The sequence below is a fragment of the Chryseobacterium carnipullorum genome, assembly GCF_003815695.1.
GTDB lineage: Bacteria > Bacteroidota > Bacteroidia > Flavobacteriales > Weeksellaceae > Chryseobacterium > Chryseobacterium carnipullorum.
The window spans coordinates 21550-42884 of the sequence record NZ_CP033920.1 but is presented as its reverse complement, the minus strand read 5'-3'; the positions used below and the strand labels follow the sequence as shown (position 1 = coordinate 42884).

The window sequence follows — 21335 nt, the reverse complement described above, 5'->3', positions numbered from 1 at the left end:
ATGAAAATAATATTTAAAATCAGCGCTTTTCTGCTTGTATGCTTATCATTATGTTCATGTCCCGGAGGAAATTTTAATAAATATTTTCCGGTGGGATCAGACAGGGAAAACCATTCAGAATATGATAAGATTGTGAATAACTCCGATACCATTCAGGTAAAGGTCGGGATTGTTGATGATTTTACCGGTGATAAGAAAATTTACTTAATCGCAAGATTTAAAGAGCCGAAAAATGCTGATTTTAATGTTATTTCAACACAGTACGGAATACTTCACCCGGATCAGGAAAATCCGCAGGTATTCAGAACTGAAATAAAATCGTATAAAAAAAAGGATACGGTAATTCTGTCAAAAGACCGGCAGAAATATTATTTTACACGTTAGTGTAAGAATTCAGATTAATAGAATCCGTCTCACAAACAATTTGTGAGACGGATTCTTTTTTATTTGGCAAAGCACCAGATTTAGCCATTTTGTAAAAATCAAACTCCCTTCTTCCTCACAAACAAATAAAAACTCACTCCCGCAAAAATAAGCACTGCAGCTATATTACAGTAATCCAATCTTTCAAAAGAAATGTTTTCAGACATTAAATTTCCATACAACTTATAACCTCCCGTATACGCCAGAAAATCAGAAAACTTTTTCTCATTGGCAAGCCCTGAAAAAATCAGCATGAACACACTAAAACCTATAGGATAGATAAAGCTTTTGAAAATAAGACTCAGAGTCAGCTGAATCATGGTGATGGCAGAAAGGGTAATGGTGAATTTTAAGAAAACATAAAATATCACCTCTCTGAAATCATAATTCTGAAATCCGAGTTCCGGGAAAATAATACTGAAAAGATAACCACTCAGAAGAAAAACAAGGTACGTCAAAATCATAGAAAACCAAACCGTCATCAACATGAAAAGGACTTTTGAAATATATATATTCGACTTTGAAACAGGGATGGTAAAAAGAACTTTATAATTGTTATTTTGGTACTCTACATCACAACAGGCATGGACAAACAGAGAAACCAGTATTGGGTACAGCATATAAAGAAACAGAGATACTGACTTTCCCAAAATCAGTTTCCACGGATTGGATGTTCCTTCTATCATTCCCGTTCCGCCTTCGGTAACAATGCTGTAGACGTTATAAAGGTCGATAGCGAATATGATAAGGGCGGGAAGCAAAAGGATACCGAAGATTTCCTTATTCTTGGAAAGTTTGTATTGCTCGGAAGAAAAAGCTTTGTAGAAAGTATTAGTCATGGCTTTTAGAAATTAAATTAATAAAGATCTGTTCTAGATTCGTGCTCTGAGATTCTATATCGTAGATCTCAATTCCGTTTTCAATAACTGTTTTTAAGAGTAAATTAAATTTTTCATCACCACTCGCCTTTACTGAAATCTTATTTAGACTGTGTTGCGAAACGGAAAAAGATTCTTTCAGGACGGAAATTGCTTTTTCGCTGTTGCTGATCTTCAGGATATGATCTTTTTCCACCTGGCTCAGGAGTTCGTTCTTGGTTCCCTGGAAAACCATTTTGCCGCCTTCGATAATTCCGATGTGAGTAGCTGTTTTTTCCAGCTCGCTCAGGATATGACTGGAAAGGAAAATCGTTTTACCCTGTTCATTCAGATGTTGGAAAAGTTTTCTCATTTCAAAGATTCCCTGGGGATCCAGACCGTTCAGAGGCTCGTCCAGGATCAGCAGTTGAGGATCGTGAAATATGGCCATGGCAATTCCCAGTCGCTGCTTCATCCCCATCGATAGCGCGTTGGCTTTCTTTTTCTTTTCCTTGTGAAGATCTACCAGCTCCAGAACTTCATCAATTCTTTTATTTCCTTTGCCGTAGATAATATCCAGATATTTTAAATTTTCATGAACCGTCAGTTTCGTATAAAAACAGGGTGATTCTATCAGATTTCCCGTGGAGGCGAGAATTTCTGTTCGGTTTTGTTTTAAACTCTTACCTTGGATGAAAATTTTATCGTCCGTCTCTTCCAAAAGTCCCAGAAGCAGCTTTATAGTCGTGGATTTTCCGGCTCCGTTTCTTCCCAGATAGCCATAGACACTGCCTTCCGGAACATTTAAACTGATATTGTTTAAAATAGCTTTAGAACCTATGGTATAGCTCAGGTCTTGAGTAATAATACTTTCCATTATTTCTTGATTGGTGTTAAAACGATATTGGTGTCTATATAAAATATTCCGTCAAAAGAACGGCTCCAGTTCTTTTTCATATCCATTCTCTGGTTGATCGTAGATACAAATTCTTTCTTCAGGAATGAGTTTTCCGGAACATTTCTTAGGTTAAGAAAGAAATAGGGGCTTTTTGTCTTGTGAAATATATTTTCAATCGCAAACTTTCCTGGTCTGTCAGAGATACTTCCATTGTTATATTGCTGGGCGTATGATGAAAAGTCAATGATATACGATGATTTTCCGTATTTATTTCTGATATAAGAACCTAGTGGAAGATAATCTTTACTATATCTTTCTGCGAAAGAATGAATGTTGGCACACCATACAATTACCTTTTTGTCTTGATAAACAGAATCGATTTGATACATGAGATTCCGGGCCATCAGGGAATCCCTGAAATGCATGCTGGGCATAGATCCCGGTTTGTATTTCCAGTTTTTGGTCATATTATTTTTTATGTCGTGAAAATATCGTGCATACATTGTATTTTCTGGTGTTTTATCCAGCCTTAAAACAATCTGTTCAAGTCTGGTGATCTCTTTGAGGAATTCATTTTTTTGATTTCCTTTTAACACCCTGTTCACATACTTTGGATACATAAATTGATTGAGCTCACCGGTATGTTTATTTAAAATAGGAAAAGTAGTACCATTGATCTTATTTCGCCTTGAGAAGTCCTTTAACAGCTTTCCGCGTTTGGATGATAATGTGCTTCCCGAAAACTGGATGTCAAAACCTCCGATTTCAATAGGATTAACGGATGTTTTCGTTTTTTGATAATACCGGATCAGTGGCTGGGTTTCTTTGGCGTTCCACCAGAATTCGAAAAGTCCAAGGCCTCCGATCGAATCTGCAGAAGTTTTAAGTCTGTGGTGATTCATTTCATCGTTCATGATCCAGGTATCATACTGTCCCGCTTCATAAAGCACAACACTATAGTTCAGATGTTCGTGAAGATATTTAATGAGTCTGCTTTTTGCTTCAAAGGTGGAGCCGTCATAATGAGTATTTTCTCCAAGTATGAGTACTTTATTGTCCTTCAGAATAGAGTCAAATATTGTCAGATCACTGTTGTCAGTGTATTCCATAGAAATACTTTTTACAGGATGTTTGTAACGCTCAATTTCTGACAATTGTTCTTTGGTATCCTTCTCCGGAATTTCCTGGTATATCATTTGGTTAAGCACAAAAATGGCCATAACAGAAATGATAAAACTATAAAGTATTTTTCTCATGAATTAAAATTTACAGATTGATAAATTTTATTTTGTTTCTATTGATAAGTGCTGGTTTGTTAAATAATGTTACGATTAGGTGTGAATTATTCGCAATAATGATGAAAATAGGGCCATTAAATAAAGTTGTGACGAATTGTCATTCGCTATTGCAGGAATTAAAATAAATTAATGTTAAACGGAAGCAGCACTATTTAATTAAAAGCGGAAGAGAGGTCAGGTGAAAATGGATCATTTGAAACAGTTGACGAAAAATAGAATATTCTTTTTTTTTTCGCAAAGTCTAATTTTGATACTACGAATTACAAGTGTCCCAAAGAGAGCAGCGATTGCACAGATTTTTAACTGATCCAGAAAAAGGAATGACTATAGAAAGGAGGAAGGGCATATAAACAAAAAAGACTTTACAAAAATGTAAAGTCTTTTTAAGTGAGCGCGTCAGGATTCGAACCTGAGACCGTCCCGATTATAAATCGGGATGCTCTGTGTTGGGTAGTGTATCAATTAGTTTTTTGATTTTAGACTTACTTTTCCATGCTTTTATTTCCCGTTCTCTTTGGTATGCTTAGACTTTGAATTTAAAATTTCAAAATAAACAATTATCCAGTCTTTTGCTTTTGAGGTGAATCCTTTATGATGTGATAGATGTTTCCTTAGTCTTTCCTTTAGATCTTCTGAAGAATGTCCAACATAATATTTATCTAAAGATTGTGAATAGAGTAGGTAGAGGTAGTAGTACATGGAACTAATATAAACAAAAAAGACTTTACAAAAATGTAAAGTCTTTTTAAGTGAGCGCGTCAGGATTCGAACCTGAGACCGTCTGCTTAGAAGGCAGATGCTCTATCCAGCTGAGCTACGCACCCATTAAATAATTTTGAGAAAATTAATAAAACTGTCGGGGCGGCAGGATTCGAACCTGCGACCTCCTGGTCCCAAACCAGGCGCGATGACCGGACTACGCTACGCCCCGAAGTATATATTGATAGTGTAAGAAAAAATAGCGGAGGGTAAGGGATTCGAACCCTTGCGACGCTTGCACGTCGACAGTTTAGCAAACTGCTCCATTAACCACTCTGGCAACCCTCCTTTTTTCTTATTTTTTAATGATCGTTGTTCCGTTATTGCGAGTGCAAATATAGAACAGATTTCTTTATTTACCAAATAAAATTCAAGAAAAATTTGCGTATTTTTGAAGTGATAAATGGTTAAAAAAATAAACTGATGCGTAAGACATTATATATCATCGGATTAAGTACTTTTGTTTTTTCATGTACTTCCCAGCAAAATGTAAAAAAAAATACTTACAAGCCGAAAACCCCGGTATCACAGGCCAAACCTGGAGTTAAAACTCCGGTAGCCGAAACTCCGAAACCTAAAATTACCAATGAACACGGGGTAGAATTTTTTACCACCAATCTGGCAGATCCTGCAAAAAATGATAACACCGCAAGTTACGGTTCTATCGTTTCAGCGAAACCCATCGGATATAAAGTAGTAAAGACTTATTTTCCTGCCATTGCACAGAATTTCAGACAGCGATACCTTATACTGCATTATACAGCACTTCCAGACGATAAATCCATTACTGTACTTACCCAGCAGGGCGTAAGTTCCCATTATCTGGTTAATAATACCGGAGACAATGAAATCTATCAGCTGGTTGATGAGAATAAGCGTTCTTATCATGCCGGTGTAAGTGCATGGAGAAATGATAAAAATCTTAATGATACCTCTATAGGCATTGAGATCGTTAATACAGGATATACTTCTGATGCTGCAGGAAAAAAGATATTCGCAGCCTTTAGTGACGATCAGATCAGGAAAGTGGCCGCTCTTGCTAAAGATATTGTAACAAGATATCAGATTCCGGCAACCAATGTACTGGCCCATGCAGATATCGCACCTACAAGAAAACAGGATCCGGGACCAATGTTTCCCTGGAAAAAGCTTTACGATGAATACCAGCTTGGAATGTGGTATGACGAAACGGCAAAACAAAACTTTCTCACTCTCGCACAGGCAGATTTTTCTGTAAGATATATCGATCCGTCGTTTATCTTTGTTGTTCAGACTGCATTGCAGAAATTCGGATACTATTTGGATTTAAGTGGAAAATGGGATGATGCAACGAAAAAAACAATCGAAGCTTTCCAGTATCATTTCCGTCCTCAGAATTATGACGGGATCATGGACGCCGAAACATGGGCGATCCTTCAGGCTTTAAATCAAAAATATCCGGCGAAATAAAAATTCAAACGCATCGGTTAAGATGCGTTTTTGTTATATCTAAAAATAAAAACAGCTAAATTATCTGTAATGGAAAATTTCAGAAAAGAAAGCGATCTGTTAGGCGAATTAAATGTGCCTGCAGACGCTTATTACGGGGTACAGACGCAAAGAGCGATCGATAACTTTAAAATCTCAGGACAGCTTCTGTCTTCCTATCCGGATTTTATCAAAGGTTTGGCTTTTGTAAAAAAAGCAGCAGCAAAAACCAATTATGAATTGGGTCTGCTTGATGAAAACCTATATTTCAAAATAGCGGAAGCTTGTGATGAAATTGTAGCAGGAAAATACCACGACCAGTTTCCTGTAGATATGATTCAGGGAGGGGCCGGAACTTCAATCAATATGAATGCGAATGAAGTAATTGCCAATATCGTTTTAGAAAAATTAGGAAAAAATAAAGGCGAGTACGAATTCTGTTCACCGAATGACCACATCAACCTTTCCCAATCGACGAATGATGCCTATCCTACAGCGATTAAAATGGGATTGCTGCACATGAATATTGGACTTGTTGACAGACTGGAGAAAATTGTTGCAGCTTTTCGTGCAAAAGGAAATGAGTTTCATGACGTGATCAAAATGGGCCGTACTCAGCTTCAGGATGCCGTTCCAATGACTTTGGGACAAGAATTTGAAGCGTATGCTGCCACATTGGAAGAAGATATTTCTAAATTAAATAACAATGCAGACCTTTTCGTAGAAGTGAATATGGGAGCTACGGCGATCGGGACAGGATTAAACGCTCCGGTGGGCTACGCTACACTTTGTGCGAAAAATCTGGCTCAGATTACCGGTTTTCCGGTTGTTTCCGCACCCAATCTCGTTGAAGCAACACCAGATACAGGTTCATATGTAATTTATTCTTCTGCTACAAAACGTCTTGCTGTAAAGCTTTCAAAAATCTGTAATGATTTAAGATTACTTTCCTCAGGACCTAGAGCCGGATTATTTGAGATCAATCTTCCTCCGATGCAGCCGGGATCATCTATTATGCCTGGAAAAGTAAACCCTGTTATTCCGGAAGTGGTCAATCAGGTTTGTTTCAAAGTATTCGGAAATGATCTTACCGTAACTTTTGCCGCAGAAGCAGGGCAGTTACAGCTTAACGTCATGGAGCCTGTGCTTTCTCATGCGATCATGGAAAACATTAATTTCCTTTGCAATGCATTGGATACGCTTCGTGATAAGTGTGTGGTAGGAATTACAGCCAATAAAGAGATCTGCCTGAACATGGTAAAACACAGCATCGGTATTGTAACGGCATTGAATCCTTACATCGGATACAAAAAGTCTACAGAGATTGCAAAAGAAGCCCTGGAAACCGGAAACAGTGTTTATAATCTTGTTTTAGAGAAAGGTATTCTTTCCCAGGAAAAATTAGATGAAATTCTAGATCCTAAAAACATGCTGACACCGCATAACAAATAGAAAAACTATGAATGATCAATGATGAATGATACTTCTGTGTCAGGAATTTATCATTGATCATTCATTTTTCATCACTCATAACTTAAACACGTGAGGTTTTTAATCATCATTCCTGCCCATAACGAAGAAGAAAATCTTCCCTTCACCCTGGATTCTTTACAGCAGCAAAGCTTTAAAGATTTTAAAACAGTGATTGTTAATGACGGGTCTACGGATAAAACACAGGAAGTCATCCGGAAATATACCGGTCAGGATTCCCGTTTTGAAACGGTAGATCTTCAGAAATCATCACATCAGCCAGGTTCTAAAGTCGTCCATGCATTTAAAAACGGACTGAAAACCCGGAATATAAATGAATTTGATATCATCTGTAAATTTGATGCCGATATTATTCTTCCTGAAAATTATCTGGAGACCATACAAAATGCTTTTAAAAACAACCCTGAATACGGACTTGTTGGCGGCTTGTTGTACGTGGAAAAACAGGGAGCTTGGGTGTATGAAGGCAATTCAAATAGACATCATGTAAGAGGCCCTGTGAAAGCCTACCGCAAAGAATGTTTTATCCAGATGGGCGGAATAAGGGAAACATTAGGATGGGATAATATGGATTCCATTCTTTTGGAAAATCTGAACTGGAAAGAAATCGTCCTTCCCGAACTTCAGGTAAAACTGATCAAAGTGAAAGGAGCTGACTATACCATCAGGCCGGCAGATTATTACGGCAGATATTTTTATTTTTTAGGACTGAATAGGTTCCTCGCCTATATTGCTGCCTCAAAAGAAGCGGCGAAGAGTCAATCTGTTTCTTTTTTCTTTAGCATCATCAAAGTTTACGAAGCCTGTAAAACAGAAAAACTGGAACTGAAAATCTCAAAAGACGAGCAGAAAGCCATCAACGCTCAACGCTGGAAAACACTCAGGAAAAAATGGCTTAAAATCTAAAAATGATAGACTAACATTCATTAAAACCATTTACCTTTATTAATCTCTAATCTCTAATCTCTAATCTCTAATTGAAAAAAATCGCCTACATCGAAATAGACACCCACGCAGAAATTGCACAGGCCTTCATGGATATTATGAAGGACTCTTCAGAATGTAATGTAGAGTATTATTTTTCGAAAAAGATAAAAGATAGAGTGGAGCAGACTGGAGAAACCGTTTTTTTATCAGACAGTTCGATGATTATGGAACAGCTGAAGTTGAAAAAATATGACTTGATCATTATTGGAACTGTTCACCGGTATTTCAATACTTTCCACGCATTGGTCCAAAAATACAATACCGCAGTCATTGTTCACAATATCAATTTTTCAGTCGCCTCCAAAGGTGCTTTGATGAAAAGTATTTTTAAGGGCGATGTTGTGTATAGACTGAAACTTTGGTGGAAAGAAGGTTTGTTTTATACATCGAAAGTCTACCGGAATGCCAAAAATCTATTGATACTGGATGAAGAACTTTCATCAGATAAGTATAAATTTTTGCCTCTTTTTTATAGCGAAAATTTCGAAAAAACGGAAAATAAGCATCTTACCGTTGTTATTCCCGGAGGAGTTTCTCAAAAAAGGAGAGATTATCACCACGTTTTTGAAACCATTCAACATGTAAAAACAAAAGAAAAGTGTGAATTTATATTTCTGGGAAAAGCGAAAGACAGTGAACTGAAACAGCTTCAGAAACTATCTCAGCAACTTCCTGAAAACATCTCCGTACACTATTTTTCTGACAGAGTTTCGAATACCGATTTTCAAAAAGGAATGCAGAAGGCAGATATTCTCTGGTGTCCTATTCAGCAGAAAGCAGAATTTTTCAGCAGGGAAGAAATATACGGCCGTACAAAAATGACGGGAAATCTGGGAGATGCCATCAGATATTCTAAAATAGCCGTTTTTCCTAAAGATTATCCTTCCCGATTAGAATTTATTATCCCTGAGAAGGAAAATGTTTTAGAGCAGTTTAAAGAGCTTAAAAACACCCGTTTCGATTTCCAGAAAAATTACAACAGAAATTCAGTGCTGAAAAAGCTTGAAAAGGTCCTTTCCGGATTGATTGCTATTTAAATTTAAAAATACTCTTAATAAATTTTGCATTCACATAATCCTCGATCGGGAAAACTTTAGTGAAATGATTTCCAATATAAATCAAGATCAAAACAACGCTTGGTTTGTAGACTAAATTGATGAAATTATTATTGAAAGTAGGTAAAACAATCGCTACGGTAATCGCTAAAGTACAGATGATTGAAACGAAAATCATTTCGATCGTCAACGGAGAAACTTTAAACACAAAGTAATTGAATACAATTTTTACTACATTATATGTTGTGAGAGAAATAGCGGTGGACAAAGCAACACCAATCAACTTCAGATCTGTATTTTTTAGAAAATAGAAATTTAAACCAATGGTAAGTCCTGCCAGAAGAAGCATCACCAGAATATTGAATTTATAATACTTGGAAAGTGAAATGATATTTCCGTTAAATCCCGTTGCCAAATCAACCAAAACAGCAGATCCCCAAATCCAGACTACAGGTTCGTATTCTCTTAACATGACTCCGTTTTTTGGCATAAAATGAGTAAGATAAGGGAAGCCTACCATAATGCATGAAAAAAGGACCGCACCTAAAAAATACAAAGATAAAGACGTCTTTTTGTGAAATCTGTCGAGTTCATCCATATCACGGTCAGCCAAAGCTTTACTGATGATCGGAGCAGAAATATTAAACAGTCCTAACTGTGGAACAGAGATTAATGAAATCAGAGCGTAAAGAATAGAGTAGATTCCAACTTCTTCCATTCCCAGAAATTCTCCAATCATAAAATTGTTGATCGCAAGATAATTTCCAAAAGTCCCTAAAAATCCAAAGAAACTATAAGCGGCAAATTCCTTGTAAAAATGATCTTTTTTAAAGTATTCCGTACTGAAATCAAATTGAATCTTTTCCAGCTTGTTCGTGTAAAAAATATAACCGATAAACATTAAAAAAAACATTCCGAAGAAAAATAGCAATGCTGTTTTTTCAGGTATCGATGAGGTTGCCGGATAGTGTGAAACTAGAGATATGAAAATCAGGAACGCGCCGAGATTAGCAATTTTGGGAAAAAGATTATCGAAAATATTGGAAACAACAATCCGTTTATAATTTGAAATATATTTATTGAAAATAGCACAAAATGAAAGCATTAATGTAAGAGGAAGAATGATTTCCTTAATCTTCCAGGCTTTCATATTCTTAAATCCCGGAAAAACGTAGGGGAGCAGAAAAAAAATGAACAAAAATAAAATGAAATTGATAAAAACGGCAGCCAGCGAAAGCGTGAGCATATTGTGCCGTTTTCCATCCTGATCTACTTTATGGAAAAACTTCACATTGGAATAGGAGATCCCGAAAACGACAAAAGGAACCAGCATTTCTGCGGTTGGCATAATGTATCTTAATGTTCCGTAGAACTCAAGATTATTCGTGAAAATAAATATAGAAAAGGTTCCCAGCAAAAAACCAATATAACCTATGATAGAATATTTGAAGCCCTGTCTCGCTACTACACTCATAATGTTCTTTTAATGGTTTTTTGGCGTAAAAATGATATTGTTTATATAGCTGGTTTTGTTTTTTTCATCGTTGGTATTGTGTATTAAGATCTCTTCCGTCAGAAGTTCCAGCTTAAAACTTTTACGGTTAAGATATTGGGCTTCATATCCCCAGTTTTTAACTTCAGAAATATCGTTCCAGATGGGATTGTCGTGGTGTCTCTGTTCCATTTCGACCATTAAGGTCGGAAGGAATCGTGTGATGATTTCTTTAGCGCCGGAAAGGGTTTTCATTTCATTTCCCTCCACATCTATTTTGATAAAGTCCAGTCTGTCAAAATGTTCTATAGCAGCCCAATCATCCAGTTTGATCACCTTCACCTCCTCGGTGTAGCTTTTTTCCTCACCTTTTTCTTTGTATGATGTGTTTAAAGTGCCCCGGGAAGCGATCTGTCTGCCATTAATGATGGGAACTTTAAATTCTGCAGTAGTGTTTTCGTCAGAAAGAGCTAAGGGAAATACCCTCATTGCCGGAAAAAGTCTTTTCAGACGTCGGTAAAGCTTTTTGTTCGGTTCAAAACCATAAATATTTTCATGATTCAGTTTATTCTCCAACTGATAAAGAAAAGTTCCTACATTAGCTCCGATGTCCAGAATTACAGCATTTTTGGGAAGGTATTCCTTGATCCATACCAGTTCCGGTTCTACATTCCGTGCCGAAAAATTAGCTTGAGTAAGATGGTTTAAATTCTTAAAATATCTTTTCTTGTAAAAACTCGGACTTATATATTGTAGTTTTTCTGCAATTTGTTGATATAAAGACATCCTTGATTGTTTGACGAAAAGCAAAGATAAGCAAAAATGTTAAACTAATGTTAAAAAAAGACAAATATAACCGTTTGATTATCAATTCGTAACTGGAAAGTTGCTTTTTGTAAAAAATTGAACTCTAGCAGGTTGGCGATTTGTCATAAAGACGATTTTGGAAGAATCATTCAAAAGTAGTATTTCTTTTGAATTGACTGAATTCATTATGAACCGAAGTGCTGTTTAAATTGATTTAAGAATAAAATCTGATATCCACTATAATTTTATTACAATCATAAAATTTTTTAAACAATTCAGTTATTTGTAAGTTTAAAAGCATTGTGAAAAAAGATCACTTAAGGTCTATGAAAATCTTTGATCTTCATCATAACAACTATTGAATGGGCAACAATTCCCCTCCCACGGAGGGGTGTCGAAAATTCTTTGAATTTTTGACGGGGTGGTCACAGCGTTCACAAAAATAATCCTAACAGATTTCACAAAATCCTCTGAGAGATCTGCGCCATCTGTGGGGAAAAATATTTAATCTTGAGAATATTTTACATAAGCCTTCGCCAGCTTTTCATCATATTTATTTTCCTTATATCCGGATCCATTATATACCTTGGCAAAACCCGCCCAGTTTTTATTTCTGAGATGTACAAGACAGTTGTTCTTCTCCAGAAACTTTCCAAATGCTTTCAAATGTTCCCCTTCGTTGACTTCCATTTGCGAAACAAAATGATAAACATCGGTATAGCCTAAATTTTCAGCATGATAACCCATGATCTGAAAACTGCCCCAGGAAGCGGAAGATAATGCAGCCTCTTCAAAATCAGGGCTGTTGTCCAGACCAATCGCTTCATTAAGTCGGTCGTATTCTTTAACGCCGCCTTGATAATGTACTCTTGTCCATTTCGGATAAAGAACATTCTGACTGTTTGCATTATAATAAGAATTAGGATCAATGCCCCTTTTCTTAAGTTCGTTCCAGAAAACATGTCCTTCAAACAGAATTTTAGGTTTGTTATTGATCAAAAACCCTTTTCCGCTGCTTTCAATTTCATTCACGGCTTTTACTGCAGCCAGTTCAAGGCTGTATTCATCTGCGAAACTCACAAGATCGCTTTCTTTGAGAAATTTGTCACTCTGACTTAAAGGTCTTTCGTCTTTTTCAAACAGGACAGCCCAGGTTTTCACGCCTACAATTCCATCTACAACCAAAGAATTTTTACTCTGAAAATCTTTCACGGCGGCATCCACCTCCAAAGTGAATGCATCAGAAATCTTAATGCTGTATCCAAGTTTGTACAGGATCTCACATAAGGTGAGTACTTCCGGTGCTTTTGTATAATATTTTAAAAGTTTCATGGGTATGTTTTTTATAAGTAATAGTGAATAGTGAATAGTGAATAGTGAATAGTGAATAGTGAATAGTATTAGATAAACATCAGAATCTGAAAATCTTCAGGTCTTGTGTCTCATGTCTGAAATCTAACGTCTAATTAACAGGTATCCGCGGCATTCTCTCACAAATCATCCCAATTAAAAAGTATGATTTAAATTTTACCTCCTCCCTCTGTAGTTTGTATTCAAGGTTAAGTGGCAATACGTTGGTGATGCTGAAATTTTGATTTAAAATTGCATAATCATCTATTCTCAGCTCAATACTATAATCCCCGGGAGGAATGAGTTGACTGATCATGCCCGCTTCATTGCTTTCAATCTCAAAAATCCTGTTGTTATTGGTTCCCTTGATGGAAATAGCACATTTGTAAATGGGATCATTATTGATCTTATCCGAAACCCTGAACTGTACAACGGCTCCTTCCGGCGGCAATGAAACCGGGATAGAAATTGGTGTAGGCGTTGGAATAGTTGGGAATTTCGGTACCCAGGAACCCCAGGGTACTTTAATGGGGTTTGTGGGTTGATTTACAGGCTGAACCGGACTCGCTCCGTGAGGCACAGGATTAAGGGGCTGTAAATTTTTAACAGCATTAATCATATTTCCCCTATTTGTCTTTCCGGAGAAAGAAGCATGGGTTGCTGTCTTCATAGTTTCTGCAGGTTCAGATCCGATAGCTGTTTTAGCGTTGAAGCTGCTGATAATGGATGCTTTATTTTCTGCAATGACTGTTTTCTTTGCTAAATAATTAAGTTGGTCAGACTTGATGGTTTTTACATTCGTGATCGCTTTCAGAAACCTTTGGTTATTGTTTTTGTTGATAAAGACTTGCTGTTTCATCACCATCGGGCCAAAATAAATAAGTTGTTCGGTATTGCTCACACTGGCACTGACAATAGATGGATCCAGAATCACTTTCAGATTTTTAATAAGAATCATGGTTTTCGGAAAGGCGGGAAGCTTAAAATCATTAGAAATTGTTTCTCCGTCTGCTATTTTTTTAGGTTCTTTCCATTCAAAATAATCAGAAAGCATAAAATTTTTGTTGAACCAGTTTCTTTTTAAATGCACAAAAGAATAATCCAGTTCTACAGCCTGAATCATACTTTCATCATAATCGATGGATAAAATCTCAGTAGGGATATTTTCATTACTGTTTTTAGCTTCGGCATGAAGTCCTTCCAGTTCAGATTTTTCAATACGCAAGCTGTTCCACCCGGATTCATTTTCCATAAAATCATACGGAATGAAATGAATATCATGAATCGAAGAATTGCTGATCACATCTGTTTTCTCCGCGGCTTCAAAAGTTTGTTTCGCATTCTGCGCCATGGCAAGATAGAGGTCGGCATCAGAAGATTTGTTGATCCTTGCCAGTTCCTTTTCAATATGGTCTTTACTGCCTTTTACTTTCCATTCAGAAAAAGTAAGTTCTTTAAGATTATTAAGATTGATAAGTTTGTCATTCCAGTTGCTTTTTTCTTCATCAGTATCAAGACCCTCAAACTGTACAAGGTGATCAGTTATTTTATTCACAGCCTCTTCAAATAGCGTTCTGTATTTTTTATAAGCTTTAAATTCCTTTGTATCACTGTTTTTAGCGTCGAAAAGAACAGGACTTTTATGATCCAGAACTTTGTCCAGATTTTCCTCCAGATCTTTAAGGTTGTTTTTGTCAAGAATATCTCTGTAAATATCAAATAAAGAATTGTTAGGATTCAGATCCCAGAAATTCGGTGAAATAGGAACGGAGTTGAGTTCATAAGCGACATTCTGCTTTTTAATGATTGAAAGTGCTTTTTTCTGTTCATCGTTCAGCAGACTCTGAGGTTTCAGAAGTTCCAGTTCCTCGTTATCATAAACTCTAAGAGAAGGGCAGATCATCGGCAGGTCATTTTCCATCGAACTCTGCGACATATAGATATTCTTAAGTTTCTGGTAGACGGCTACAAAATATTTCATGGGTATAGTTTTTGGTTTAGGTGAATAACCGGCAGAAAAAACTTCCGCCGGCTATTCTTATTGAGAAGGATCTATAGGATTATGATTTTCCGTCTGCCCATTTCTTGATTTCTGGATTTGGGTTGGGAGATTTAGGGACGATGTGGCATTTGTATCCGATGATGTAAATTCCTTTCGAGACAAGCTTTTTGCCTTCCCATTCATAGCTGGACTTTACGTTCTGATTGTCGTAGCTGTAGTTTCCTCCGATCACAAAAGGTCCTATTCCTACCGCGCCGCCTGCAGATATCGAATTTTTAGCCTCGGTGTATGCCGAACTGCTGTCTTTAAAGTTCAGAGAAACATCTTTTGCAATGATCAGTTCCGTGATGATCGATGGCATTAATCCTTTACCTTTTCCATCGCTGATCATATCGCCGTTCAAAGTTTGAGGAGACTGTTCGTGCAGCTTCCAGTATTTAGATTCTATAAACTGTTGATTGAACCAGCCTCTTTCTACTCTTACCTTTCCGATTTTGAAGGAAATATCCATGCTTGTATAATCTGAATTGATCTGGGTTCTTTCGTTTTTTCCTCCGGCTTTAGCTCCGATAGAGAATAATCCCATGCTAAAGCCTCCCGCTGCACCCCAGTTATGAATAGATTTAGAATAATCGTAGTTCGATTTTCCTTGTGAAATAGAGATTTCAGGCCATCCTTTTGATTCCCTTAAAGCATTAGCTGCAACCGGAATACAAGGAGAATAATTCGTGTAGTCTAAAATTCTGGTTCTCTGGCTATTTCTGAATTCCGCCTGGATTCTTTTTTTGATCACAAGCATGTGTTTTTCTTCGATTTCACTCAGATAATTCTGAATTCTTTCCACAGCTTCTTTATATCCTAAAGACTGCCATGCCTTTAAAGCTGCATCCTCGCGCTTTTTCATATTTTTTCCATCGATAGAAACTTTAGCCATAGCATCGGTATCACCATTGTCGGCAGCCACTCTGATTTCATTGTTCGCATCCACGATATCATAATATTTTATCTGATATTCTACGTATTTAGCATAAGTAGGTGCTACAAAAGTGTGAATCAGCTCAGGTTTGTTCAGGTCATCTACCGGAGCATTCTCGTAAAAATCTGGGTTCTTCACCTTTTTAATTTTGAATAATTTGTCTCTCAGAGAATCAAGTTTCTTTTCTACTTTTTGATCAAAATCCGTGTCAACCACGACAGACCACTGAAGAAGATCCTCATATACTTTTGAAACCCTCTTCTGGGAATCGTTCATAATGGTAATCGCTCTCCCTTTTCCGTCTTCCGTAAGCGGTGGTAATTGCGAAGGAATCGCATCAGTCATCGCCGCGAACTGTTCCATCTGAAGGTATTTTTTGAATTTGCTGTTCGATAAAGCATTTTGATAAGCTTCCATATCGATTTTTGGATTTCCGTTGGCATCAAGGATAGGTTTTCCCGTTCCGTCCAGCATGGGTTTAGGAGAAGGAGCATCTCCGAAAAGTCCGTTTAATGCATAATCGAAAGTGTCTTCAGAAAGTGTAATCCCTACCGGATCAAAGGCGATGAAATCATCAGTTCCTAGAGATTCCGGATTTCCTCCGTTCGTTACCGTGTCATAAACTTGCTTTAAAAGCATGCTCATTAATGAATTTGTTTTTGCTTCTTGAGTTAAAGTTGGCATAATTATAAGTTTTTAAAATGGTCTTGGCTTACTCTTTTTGGTTTTCAGCATCCCCGATTTTCTATGTACAAATGTATTTCGGTGGTGTAAAATAATCAACAGGGTTTTTCCTGTTTTTCGGGTATGTTTTTCACTGTTTTTTTAATTTATGTTGAATTTATTTCAATTTATATCTGTTATTTTTATTAAATAAAGGTTGTTGGAATGATGGGTTTGAGCATTGATTTTAATGCAGGATAAAAAATACCAGGCAGACTGTAAATTTTACAGTTTTTGTATTTGGATTGTTTTTTTTTAAAGCTTAATTTTTAAATCTTGGTAAACCTACAGCGAGCCTGTAATTATTTTATAAGTGTTTTCCCCTTTTTAATACCGCGAAATAGGGTTTTGCTAAATTTCTCATATAATTCGTTAAATAATTAACATTTGTGCAATTTTTTGGCAGGATTGTTGATTGAGATTTTAAACTTTTTGCAAAAAGCCATTAAAACTAATAATCACTGATTTTAACAGTTTAAATATTTAATAGTGATGAAACACCTAAACCAAAACCAGGAATTTCGTTTCAACGAAGTTCTTTTTGAGCACCGCAACAAAGAATACGGTGCTTATGCATTAAGAAATGAATCAGATAGAATACTAACCAAAGCACTTTTCGTGGGGGTGAGTTTATTGGCTGCCATTTCAATAACGCCATTTGTAGTTTCGGCTTTGCAGGGACCTAAAATTACGGAACAGATCACATCTTGTGATTTTGGGCCATTTGATGTTAAAGATGTTGATCAGCCTGAGATTCCTCCTGTAGAGATTAAGTTGCCTGCCGTTCAATCTGAAAAAGTAAAAACCTATGTTGAAACAGTGCCAGAACCTAAAGCAGATGTTACCAATGAACATGTTGTAAAAAAAATAGAAGGAGCCATTGCAGGACCTGTAAACTCCTCAGAAGGAGCGATTGCAACAACAAGCTATCATCCAGTGCTTCCTCAGGCAGGAACAGGACCGGCAGTTCCTTATATTCCACCAACTCCGCCAGCTCCAAAAGTGGATGATAATCACATTGCAGATAAAGGAGAACTTGGAACAGAAGCCGTATTTCCCGGAGGACTTGATTCATTCAGAAATAAAGTGATTAATAAATTTGACGGCTCAGGATTCGAAGGAACCGGAGATACAATGAGAACTGTGATCACTTTTGTAGTAGAAAAGGATGGAACTATTTCCGGAATTAAAGCCGATGGTAAAGATGCTGAATTTAATAAAGAAGCGATCAGAACGATTAAAAGCGTTGGAGGAACCTGGAAAGCGGCTAAAAATAAGCAAGGGGAAACCGTAAGAAGTTATTTCAAATTTCCAATCACCATGAACTTTGAATAATTAAGATAAAAAAACAAATCTTGATAGTTATCCACAAAGAATTTTTTTTGTGGATAATTTTTTTAATTGTTAAACTGTTTATTAACAATACTTTAACTCAATTTTGAATTTCGCCATTCATACAGAGCAAAGAAAAAAGTGTATTTTTGAAATCTAAAGTTCTAATAATGGCAAAAATCATAGGTATCGCTAATCAAAAAGGTGGAGTTGGAAAAACGACCACAGCTGTAAACTTGGCGGCAGCATTAGGGGTATTGGAAAAAAGAATACTCATCATTGATGCAGATCCACAGGCGAATGCAACCTCAGGGCTTGGTGTAGATGACGTTCAGTATTCTACATATAATCTTTTGGAGCACAGCGCCGATACAAGAACCTGTATCAAAAGAACCGCTTCTCCCAACCTGGATATCATCCCTTCACATATTGACCTGGTCGCAGCAGAAATTGAACTCGTGGACAAAGAAAACCGTGAGTACATGCTGAAGAAAGCCTTGGCAGAGGTCAGAGACGATTATGATTATATTATTATCGACTGTGCACCAAGTTTAGGGCTTATTACAGTGAATGCGCTTACTGCGGCAGATTCTGTGATCATTCCGATCCAGTGCGAATATTTTGCGTTGGAAGGATTGGGTAAACTTTTGAATACCGTAAAAAATGTACAGAAAATACATAATAAAGATCTTGGAATTGAAGGTCTTCTTCTTACCATGTACGACAGCAGACTGAGATTGTCAAACCAGGTAGTGGAAGAAGTCAATTCACATTTCCCGGATATGGTTTTTGAAACCATTATCAGCAGAAACGTAAGATTAAGCGAAGCACCTAGTTTCGGAGAAAGTATTCTGAACTATGATGCAGAAAGTAAAGGAGCGATTCAGTACATTCAGCTGGCAGAAGAAGTTCTGTTGAAGAACGAAAATTTAGTAAAAAATTAATTTAATAATAAATGGAGTATAAGTGAATGTACATCATCACTTATTTAATTATCATTTATCAATTATATCTATGAAGGACAAAAAGAGAGCTATGGGACGTGGTTTAGGTGCTATTTTAAGTGCTGAATCCAAAGCGAGTGTCAACTCCGCTACTGATGAAGGAGCAGATAAGTTTGTGGGGAATATTGTAGAGGTAGCCCTTGAAGATATTTATCCGAATCCCACCCAGCCGAGAACGTATTTTGATGAAAAAGCACTAAACGAACTTGCTCTGTCAATCAAAAACTTAGGAGTGATCCAGCCGGTTACCTTAAGGAAAGATGGAGAGAAATTCGAAATCATATCAGGGGAAAGACGTTACCGCGCAAGTAAAATTGCAGGCCTTTCAACCATTCCTGCCTACATCCGTTTAGTAAATGATCAGGAGCTCCTTGAAATGGCTCTTGTTGAAAATATTCAGAGAGAAGATCTTGATGCCATTGAGATCGCTTTAACCTATCAGAGACTTTTGGATGAGATTGGTCTTACCCAGGAAAATCTGAGCCAGAGAGTAGGGAAGGATAGAAGTACCATTACTAATTCCATCAGATTATTAAGGTTAAATCCTGATATTCAGAATGCAATCAGAAGTGGTGAAATATCTGCAGGACACGGAAGAGCGATTATCAGCCTTGAAAGTGAAGAACACCAGCAGATCCTGTTTGATCTGATCATTAAAGAAAAACTCAATGTCCGTCAGGCTGAACAGGCTGCAACAGCATTGAAGAATCCTAAATCACCGGCAGCGAAAAAAATAAATGCTGAGCTTTCCAATAATTTTAAGAGAGCACAGAAAACGATCGCTGATATTTTAGACGTAAAAGTTGAGATCAAAACCTCCGGAAACGGTAAAAAAGGTAAAATCGTCCTGGACTTCAAAAACGAAGAAGAACTGGAGTATATTTTATCCCATATTAAATAATGAAGAAAATATTTTTCACATTTTTTTTGTGCACTTTTGCTTTCGCTTATTCGCAGGTAATACCAAGCGATACAGTTCTTGTAGATCCTCTTCCTAAGGACAGTATTGCAGTTGTAACGAAATCTTCGAAACCTGCAAAGCCTGTGAAAACAGAAGCCAGGATCATAGAAGATCTTGAAAATGCGAACGGCCCTACAAAGAAAACCATCAAACTGAATCCTACAAAAGCCGGACTTTACTCTGCGGTATTGCCTGGACTTGGGCAGTATTACAATAAAAGGTACATTAAAATTCCTATTGTTTTGGGCGCTATAGGAGCCGGAATCGGGTATACTCTGTGGAGCAATAATCAGTACAAAATATATAGAGAATATTACGTGGCAAAACTTAATGGAACGCCTAATGAATTCGTAGACAGTCATCCGTGGCTGGATAAAAAGGCTTTCGGAAATGCCCAGGACAGATATAAAAGACAAAGAGATTATGCCATAGCAATTACAGGTTTGATCTATATTCTGAATATCGTAGATGCTGTTGTAGACGCCCATCTTTACGAAAGCAGACATGATCCGGATCTTACTTTTAACCCAACAGTAATTCAGGATCAGTATGGCGTTTCTACTCCGAAAACAGGATTAAGTTTAAGTTACAGATTTTAAAACATATTTTAATTAAATTGATACCGGCCTTACGGCTAAGGATCATCATAAATAAAGACTTCACATGAGAATAGCATTAGTTGGATACGGTAAAATGGGGAAGATCATTGATGAGATCGCACAGAAGAGAGGACATGAAATAGTGGCCCGTCTGAAAGAAACTCCAACAGCTGAAAATCTTAATAATCCTGACGTCGCTATCGAATTTTCTTTACCAGAAGTGGCATACGATAATATCAAAGCATGTCTTGAACAAAAAATTCCGGTTATCTGTGGGACTACAGGATGGCTGGATAAAAAGGCAGAGGTTGAAAAAATTGCCGTAGACAGCGACAGCGCTTTCCTGTATGGTTCCAACTTTAGCTTGGGAGTAAATTTATTTTTTGCCCTGAACGAAAAAGTAGCCGATATCATGAAAAATGTGGATGAGTACACCTGTCAGCTGGAAGAAATTCATCATGTACACAAAAAAGATGCGCCCAGTGGAACAGCTATTTCAATTGCTGAAGGAATCATCAAAAATAATCCTAAATTTAACGCCTGGAAACTGGAGGAAACTAAAGGCACGGAGCTGGGAATTTTTGCCGTCAGAGAAGATGAGGTTCCGGGTACCCACAGCGTTTATTACAAAAGTGAAGTGGACGAAATTGAAATAAAACATACCGCCTTCAACAGAAACGGGTTTGCACTCGGAGCGGTAGTCGCTGCAGAATGGATCAAAGATAAAAAAGGAAATTTCACCATGAAAGACGTGTTGGGACTTTAATTTGTAACAAATACGCTAAATAGTCAACTAATAACAGGTAATGATGCTATCATTTATTAATCATCATTGATCATTTATATTATCAGAA

19 protein-coding genes and 3 tRNA genes are annotated in these 21335 nt (G+C 37.0%); 10 read left to right on the top strand and 12 right to left on the bottom strand.

Annotated features, from left to right (window positions below; translation table 11 throughout):
* Entirely contained in the window at window positions 1–384 is a 384-nt protein-coding gene (locus tag EG346_RS00245; protein WP_123876622.1) for a hypothetical protein, read from the top strand.
* A gap of 98 nt (window positions 385–482) precedes the next feature.
* Here EG346_RS00245 and EG346_RS00240 read toward each other — a convergent pair whose 3' ends face one another.
* From EG346_RS00240 to EG346_RS00210, 7 genes are all read right to left on the bottom strand, one after another.
* On the bottom strand, window positions 483–1262 hold the full coding sequence (locus EG346_RS00240) for an ABC transporter permease (protein WP_123876621.1): 780 nt from the start codon (window positions 1260–1262) through the stop codon (window positions 483–485).
* Window positions 1255–2157 carry an ABC transporter ATP-binding protein gene (locus EG346_RS00235; protein ID WP_123876620.1) on the bottom strand — a complete coding sequence of 301 codons (903 nt, stop codon included), beginning with the start codon at window positions 2155–2157 and terminating at the stop codon, window positions 1255–1257. The genes EG346_RS00240 and EG346_RS00235 overlap by 8 nt, the downstream gene beginning before the upstream one ends.
* Window positions 2157–3434 carry an erythromycin esterase family protein gene (locus EG346_RS00230; RefSeq protein ID WP_123876619.1) on the bottom strand — a complete coding sequence of 426 codons (1278 nt, stop codon included), beginning with the start codon at window positions 3432–3434 and terminating at the stop codon, window positions 2157–2159. Before EG346_RS00230 ends, EG346_RS00235 begins: the two co-directional genes overlap by 1 nt.
* 540 nt (window positions 3435–3974) lie before the next feature.
* On the bottom strand, window positions 3975–4175 hold the full coding sequence (locus EG346_RS00225; protein WP_228426453.1) for a GIY-YIG nuclease family protein: 201 nt from the start codon (window positions 4173–4175) through the stop codon (window positions 3975–3977).
* Window positions 4176–4226: 51 nt separating this feature from the next.
* Window positions 4227–4300: transfer RNA gene (locus EG346_RS00220), tRNA-Arg, on the bottom strand.
* Between the two features lie 32 nt (window positions 4301–4332).
* Window positions 4333–4407: transfer RNA gene (locus EG346_RS00215), tRNA-Pro, on the bottom strand.
* Between the two features lie 31 nt (window positions 4408–4438).
* Window positions 4439–4523 (bottom strand) — tRNA-Ser (locus tag EG346_RS00210).
* Between the two features lie 135 nt (window positions 4524–4658).
* Here EG346_RS00210 and EG346_RS00205 point away from each other — a divergent pair.
* The 4 genes from EG346_RS00205 (at window position 4659) to EG346_RS00190 (ending at window position 9217) form a co-directional block, all read left to right on the top strand.
* Window positions 4659–5684: an N-acetylmuramoyl-L-alanine amidase gene (locus EG346_RS00205; protein ID WP_123876618.1), complete on the top strand. Its 1026-nt coding sequence runs from the start codon at window positions 4659–4661 to the stop codon at window positions 5682–5684.
* A gap of 69 nt (window positions 5685–5753) precedes the next feature.
* Entirely contained in the window at window positions 5754–7154 is a 1401-nt protein-coding gene (gene aspA / locus EG346_RS00200) for an aspartate ammonia-lyase (RefSeq protein WP_073333802.1), read from the top strand.
* Between the two features lie 90 nt (window positions 7155–7244).
* Window positions 7245–8099 carry a glycosyltransferase family 2 protein gene (locus tag EG346_RS00195; protein WP_123876617.1) on the top strand — a complete coding sequence of 285 codons (855 nt, stop codon included), beginning with the start codon at window positions 7245–7247 and terminating at the stop codon, window positions 8097–8099.
* Window positions 8100–8170: 71 nt separating this feature from the next.
* On the top strand, window positions 8171–9217 hold the full coding sequence (locus EG346_RS00190; protein WP_123876616.1) for a hypothetical protein: 1047 nt from the start codon (window positions 8171–8173) through the stop codon (window positions 9215–9217).
* Here EG346_RS00190 and EG346_RS00185 read toward each other — a convergent pair.
* The 5 genes from EG346_RS00185 to EG346_RS00165 form a co-directional block, all read right to left on the bottom strand.
* Entirely contained in the window at window positions 9210–10709 is a 1500-nt protein-coding gene (locus EG346_RS00185; protein ID WP_073333810.1) for a lipopolysaccharide biosynthesis protein, read from the bottom strand. The two genes, EG346_RS00190 and EG346_RS00185, sit on opposite strands and share 8 nt — an antisense overlap.
* 9 nt (window positions 10710–10718) lie before the next feature.
* The gene (locus tag EG346_RS00180; protein WP_123876615.1) at window positions 10719–11513 is read right to left on the bottom strand and encodes an FkbM family methyltransferase; all 795 of its coding nucleotides are present in this window, start codon (window positions 11511–11513) and stop codon (window positions 10719–10721) included.
* 525 nt (window positions 11514–12038) lie between these two features.
* Complete coding sequence (locus tag EG346_RS00175) at window positions 12039–12866, bottom strand: N-acetylmuramidase domain-containing protein (RefSeq protein WP_123876614.1); 828 nt, start codon at window positions 12864–12866, stop codon at window positions 12039–12041.
* 130 nt (window positions 12867–12996) lie between these two features.
* The gene (locus tag EG346_RS00170; RefSeq protein ID WP_123876613.1) at window positions 12997–14865 is read right to left on the bottom strand and encodes a hypothetical protein; all 1869 of its coding nucleotides are present in this window, start codon (window positions 14863–14865) and stop codon (window positions 12997–12999) included.
* 79 nt (window positions 14866–14944) lie between these two features.
* Window positions 14945–16546 (bottom strand): hypothetical protein, encoded by a 1602-nt coding sequence (locus EG346_RS00165; RefSeq protein WP_123876612.1) that lies wholly within the window; start codon window positions 16544–16546, stop codon window positions 14945–14947.
* 531 nt (window positions 16547–17077) lie between these two features.
* Here EG346_RS00165 and EG346_RS00160 point away from each other — a divergent pair.
* The 5 genes from EG346_RS00160 (at window position 17078) to dapB (ending at window position 21247) form a co-directional block, all read left to right on the top strand.
* Window positions 17078–17920 (top strand): energy transducer TonB, encoded by an 843-nt coding sequence (locus EG346_RS00160; protein ID WP_073335467.1) that lies wholly within the window; start codon window positions 17078–17080, stop codon window positions 17918–17920.
* A 167-nt stretch (window positions 17921–18087) separates the two neighbouring features.
* A complete protein-coding gene (locus EG346_RS00155; protein WP_034741531.1) occupies window positions 18088–18861 on the top strand; it encodes a ParA family protein in 774 nt (257 codons plus the stop codon).
* Window positions 18862–18931: 70 nt separating this feature from the next.
* Window positions 18932–19822 carry a ParB/RepB/Spo0J family partition protein gene (locus EG346_RS00150; RefSeq protein WP_073335466.1) on the top strand — a complete coding sequence of 297 codons (891 nt, stop codon included), beginning with the start codon at window positions 18932–18934 and terminating at the stop codon, window positions 19820–19822.
* Window positions 19822–20481, top strand: a complete 660-nt coding sequence (locus tag EG346_RS00145) for a DUF5683 domain-containing protein (protein ID WP_123876611.1) — start codon at window positions 19822–19824, stop codon at window positions 20479–20481. The genes EG346_RS00150 and EG346_RS00145 overlap by 1 nt, the downstream gene beginning before the upstream one ends.
* 64 nt (window positions 20482–20545) lie before the next feature.
* Window positions 20546–21247, top strand: a complete 702-nt coding sequence (gene dapB / locus EG346_RS00140; RefSeq protein WP_073335464.1) for a 4-hydroxy-tetrahydrodipicolinate reductase — start codon at window positions 20546–20548, stop codon at window positions 21245–21247.
* Window positions 21248–21335 lie beyond the last annotated feature (88 nt).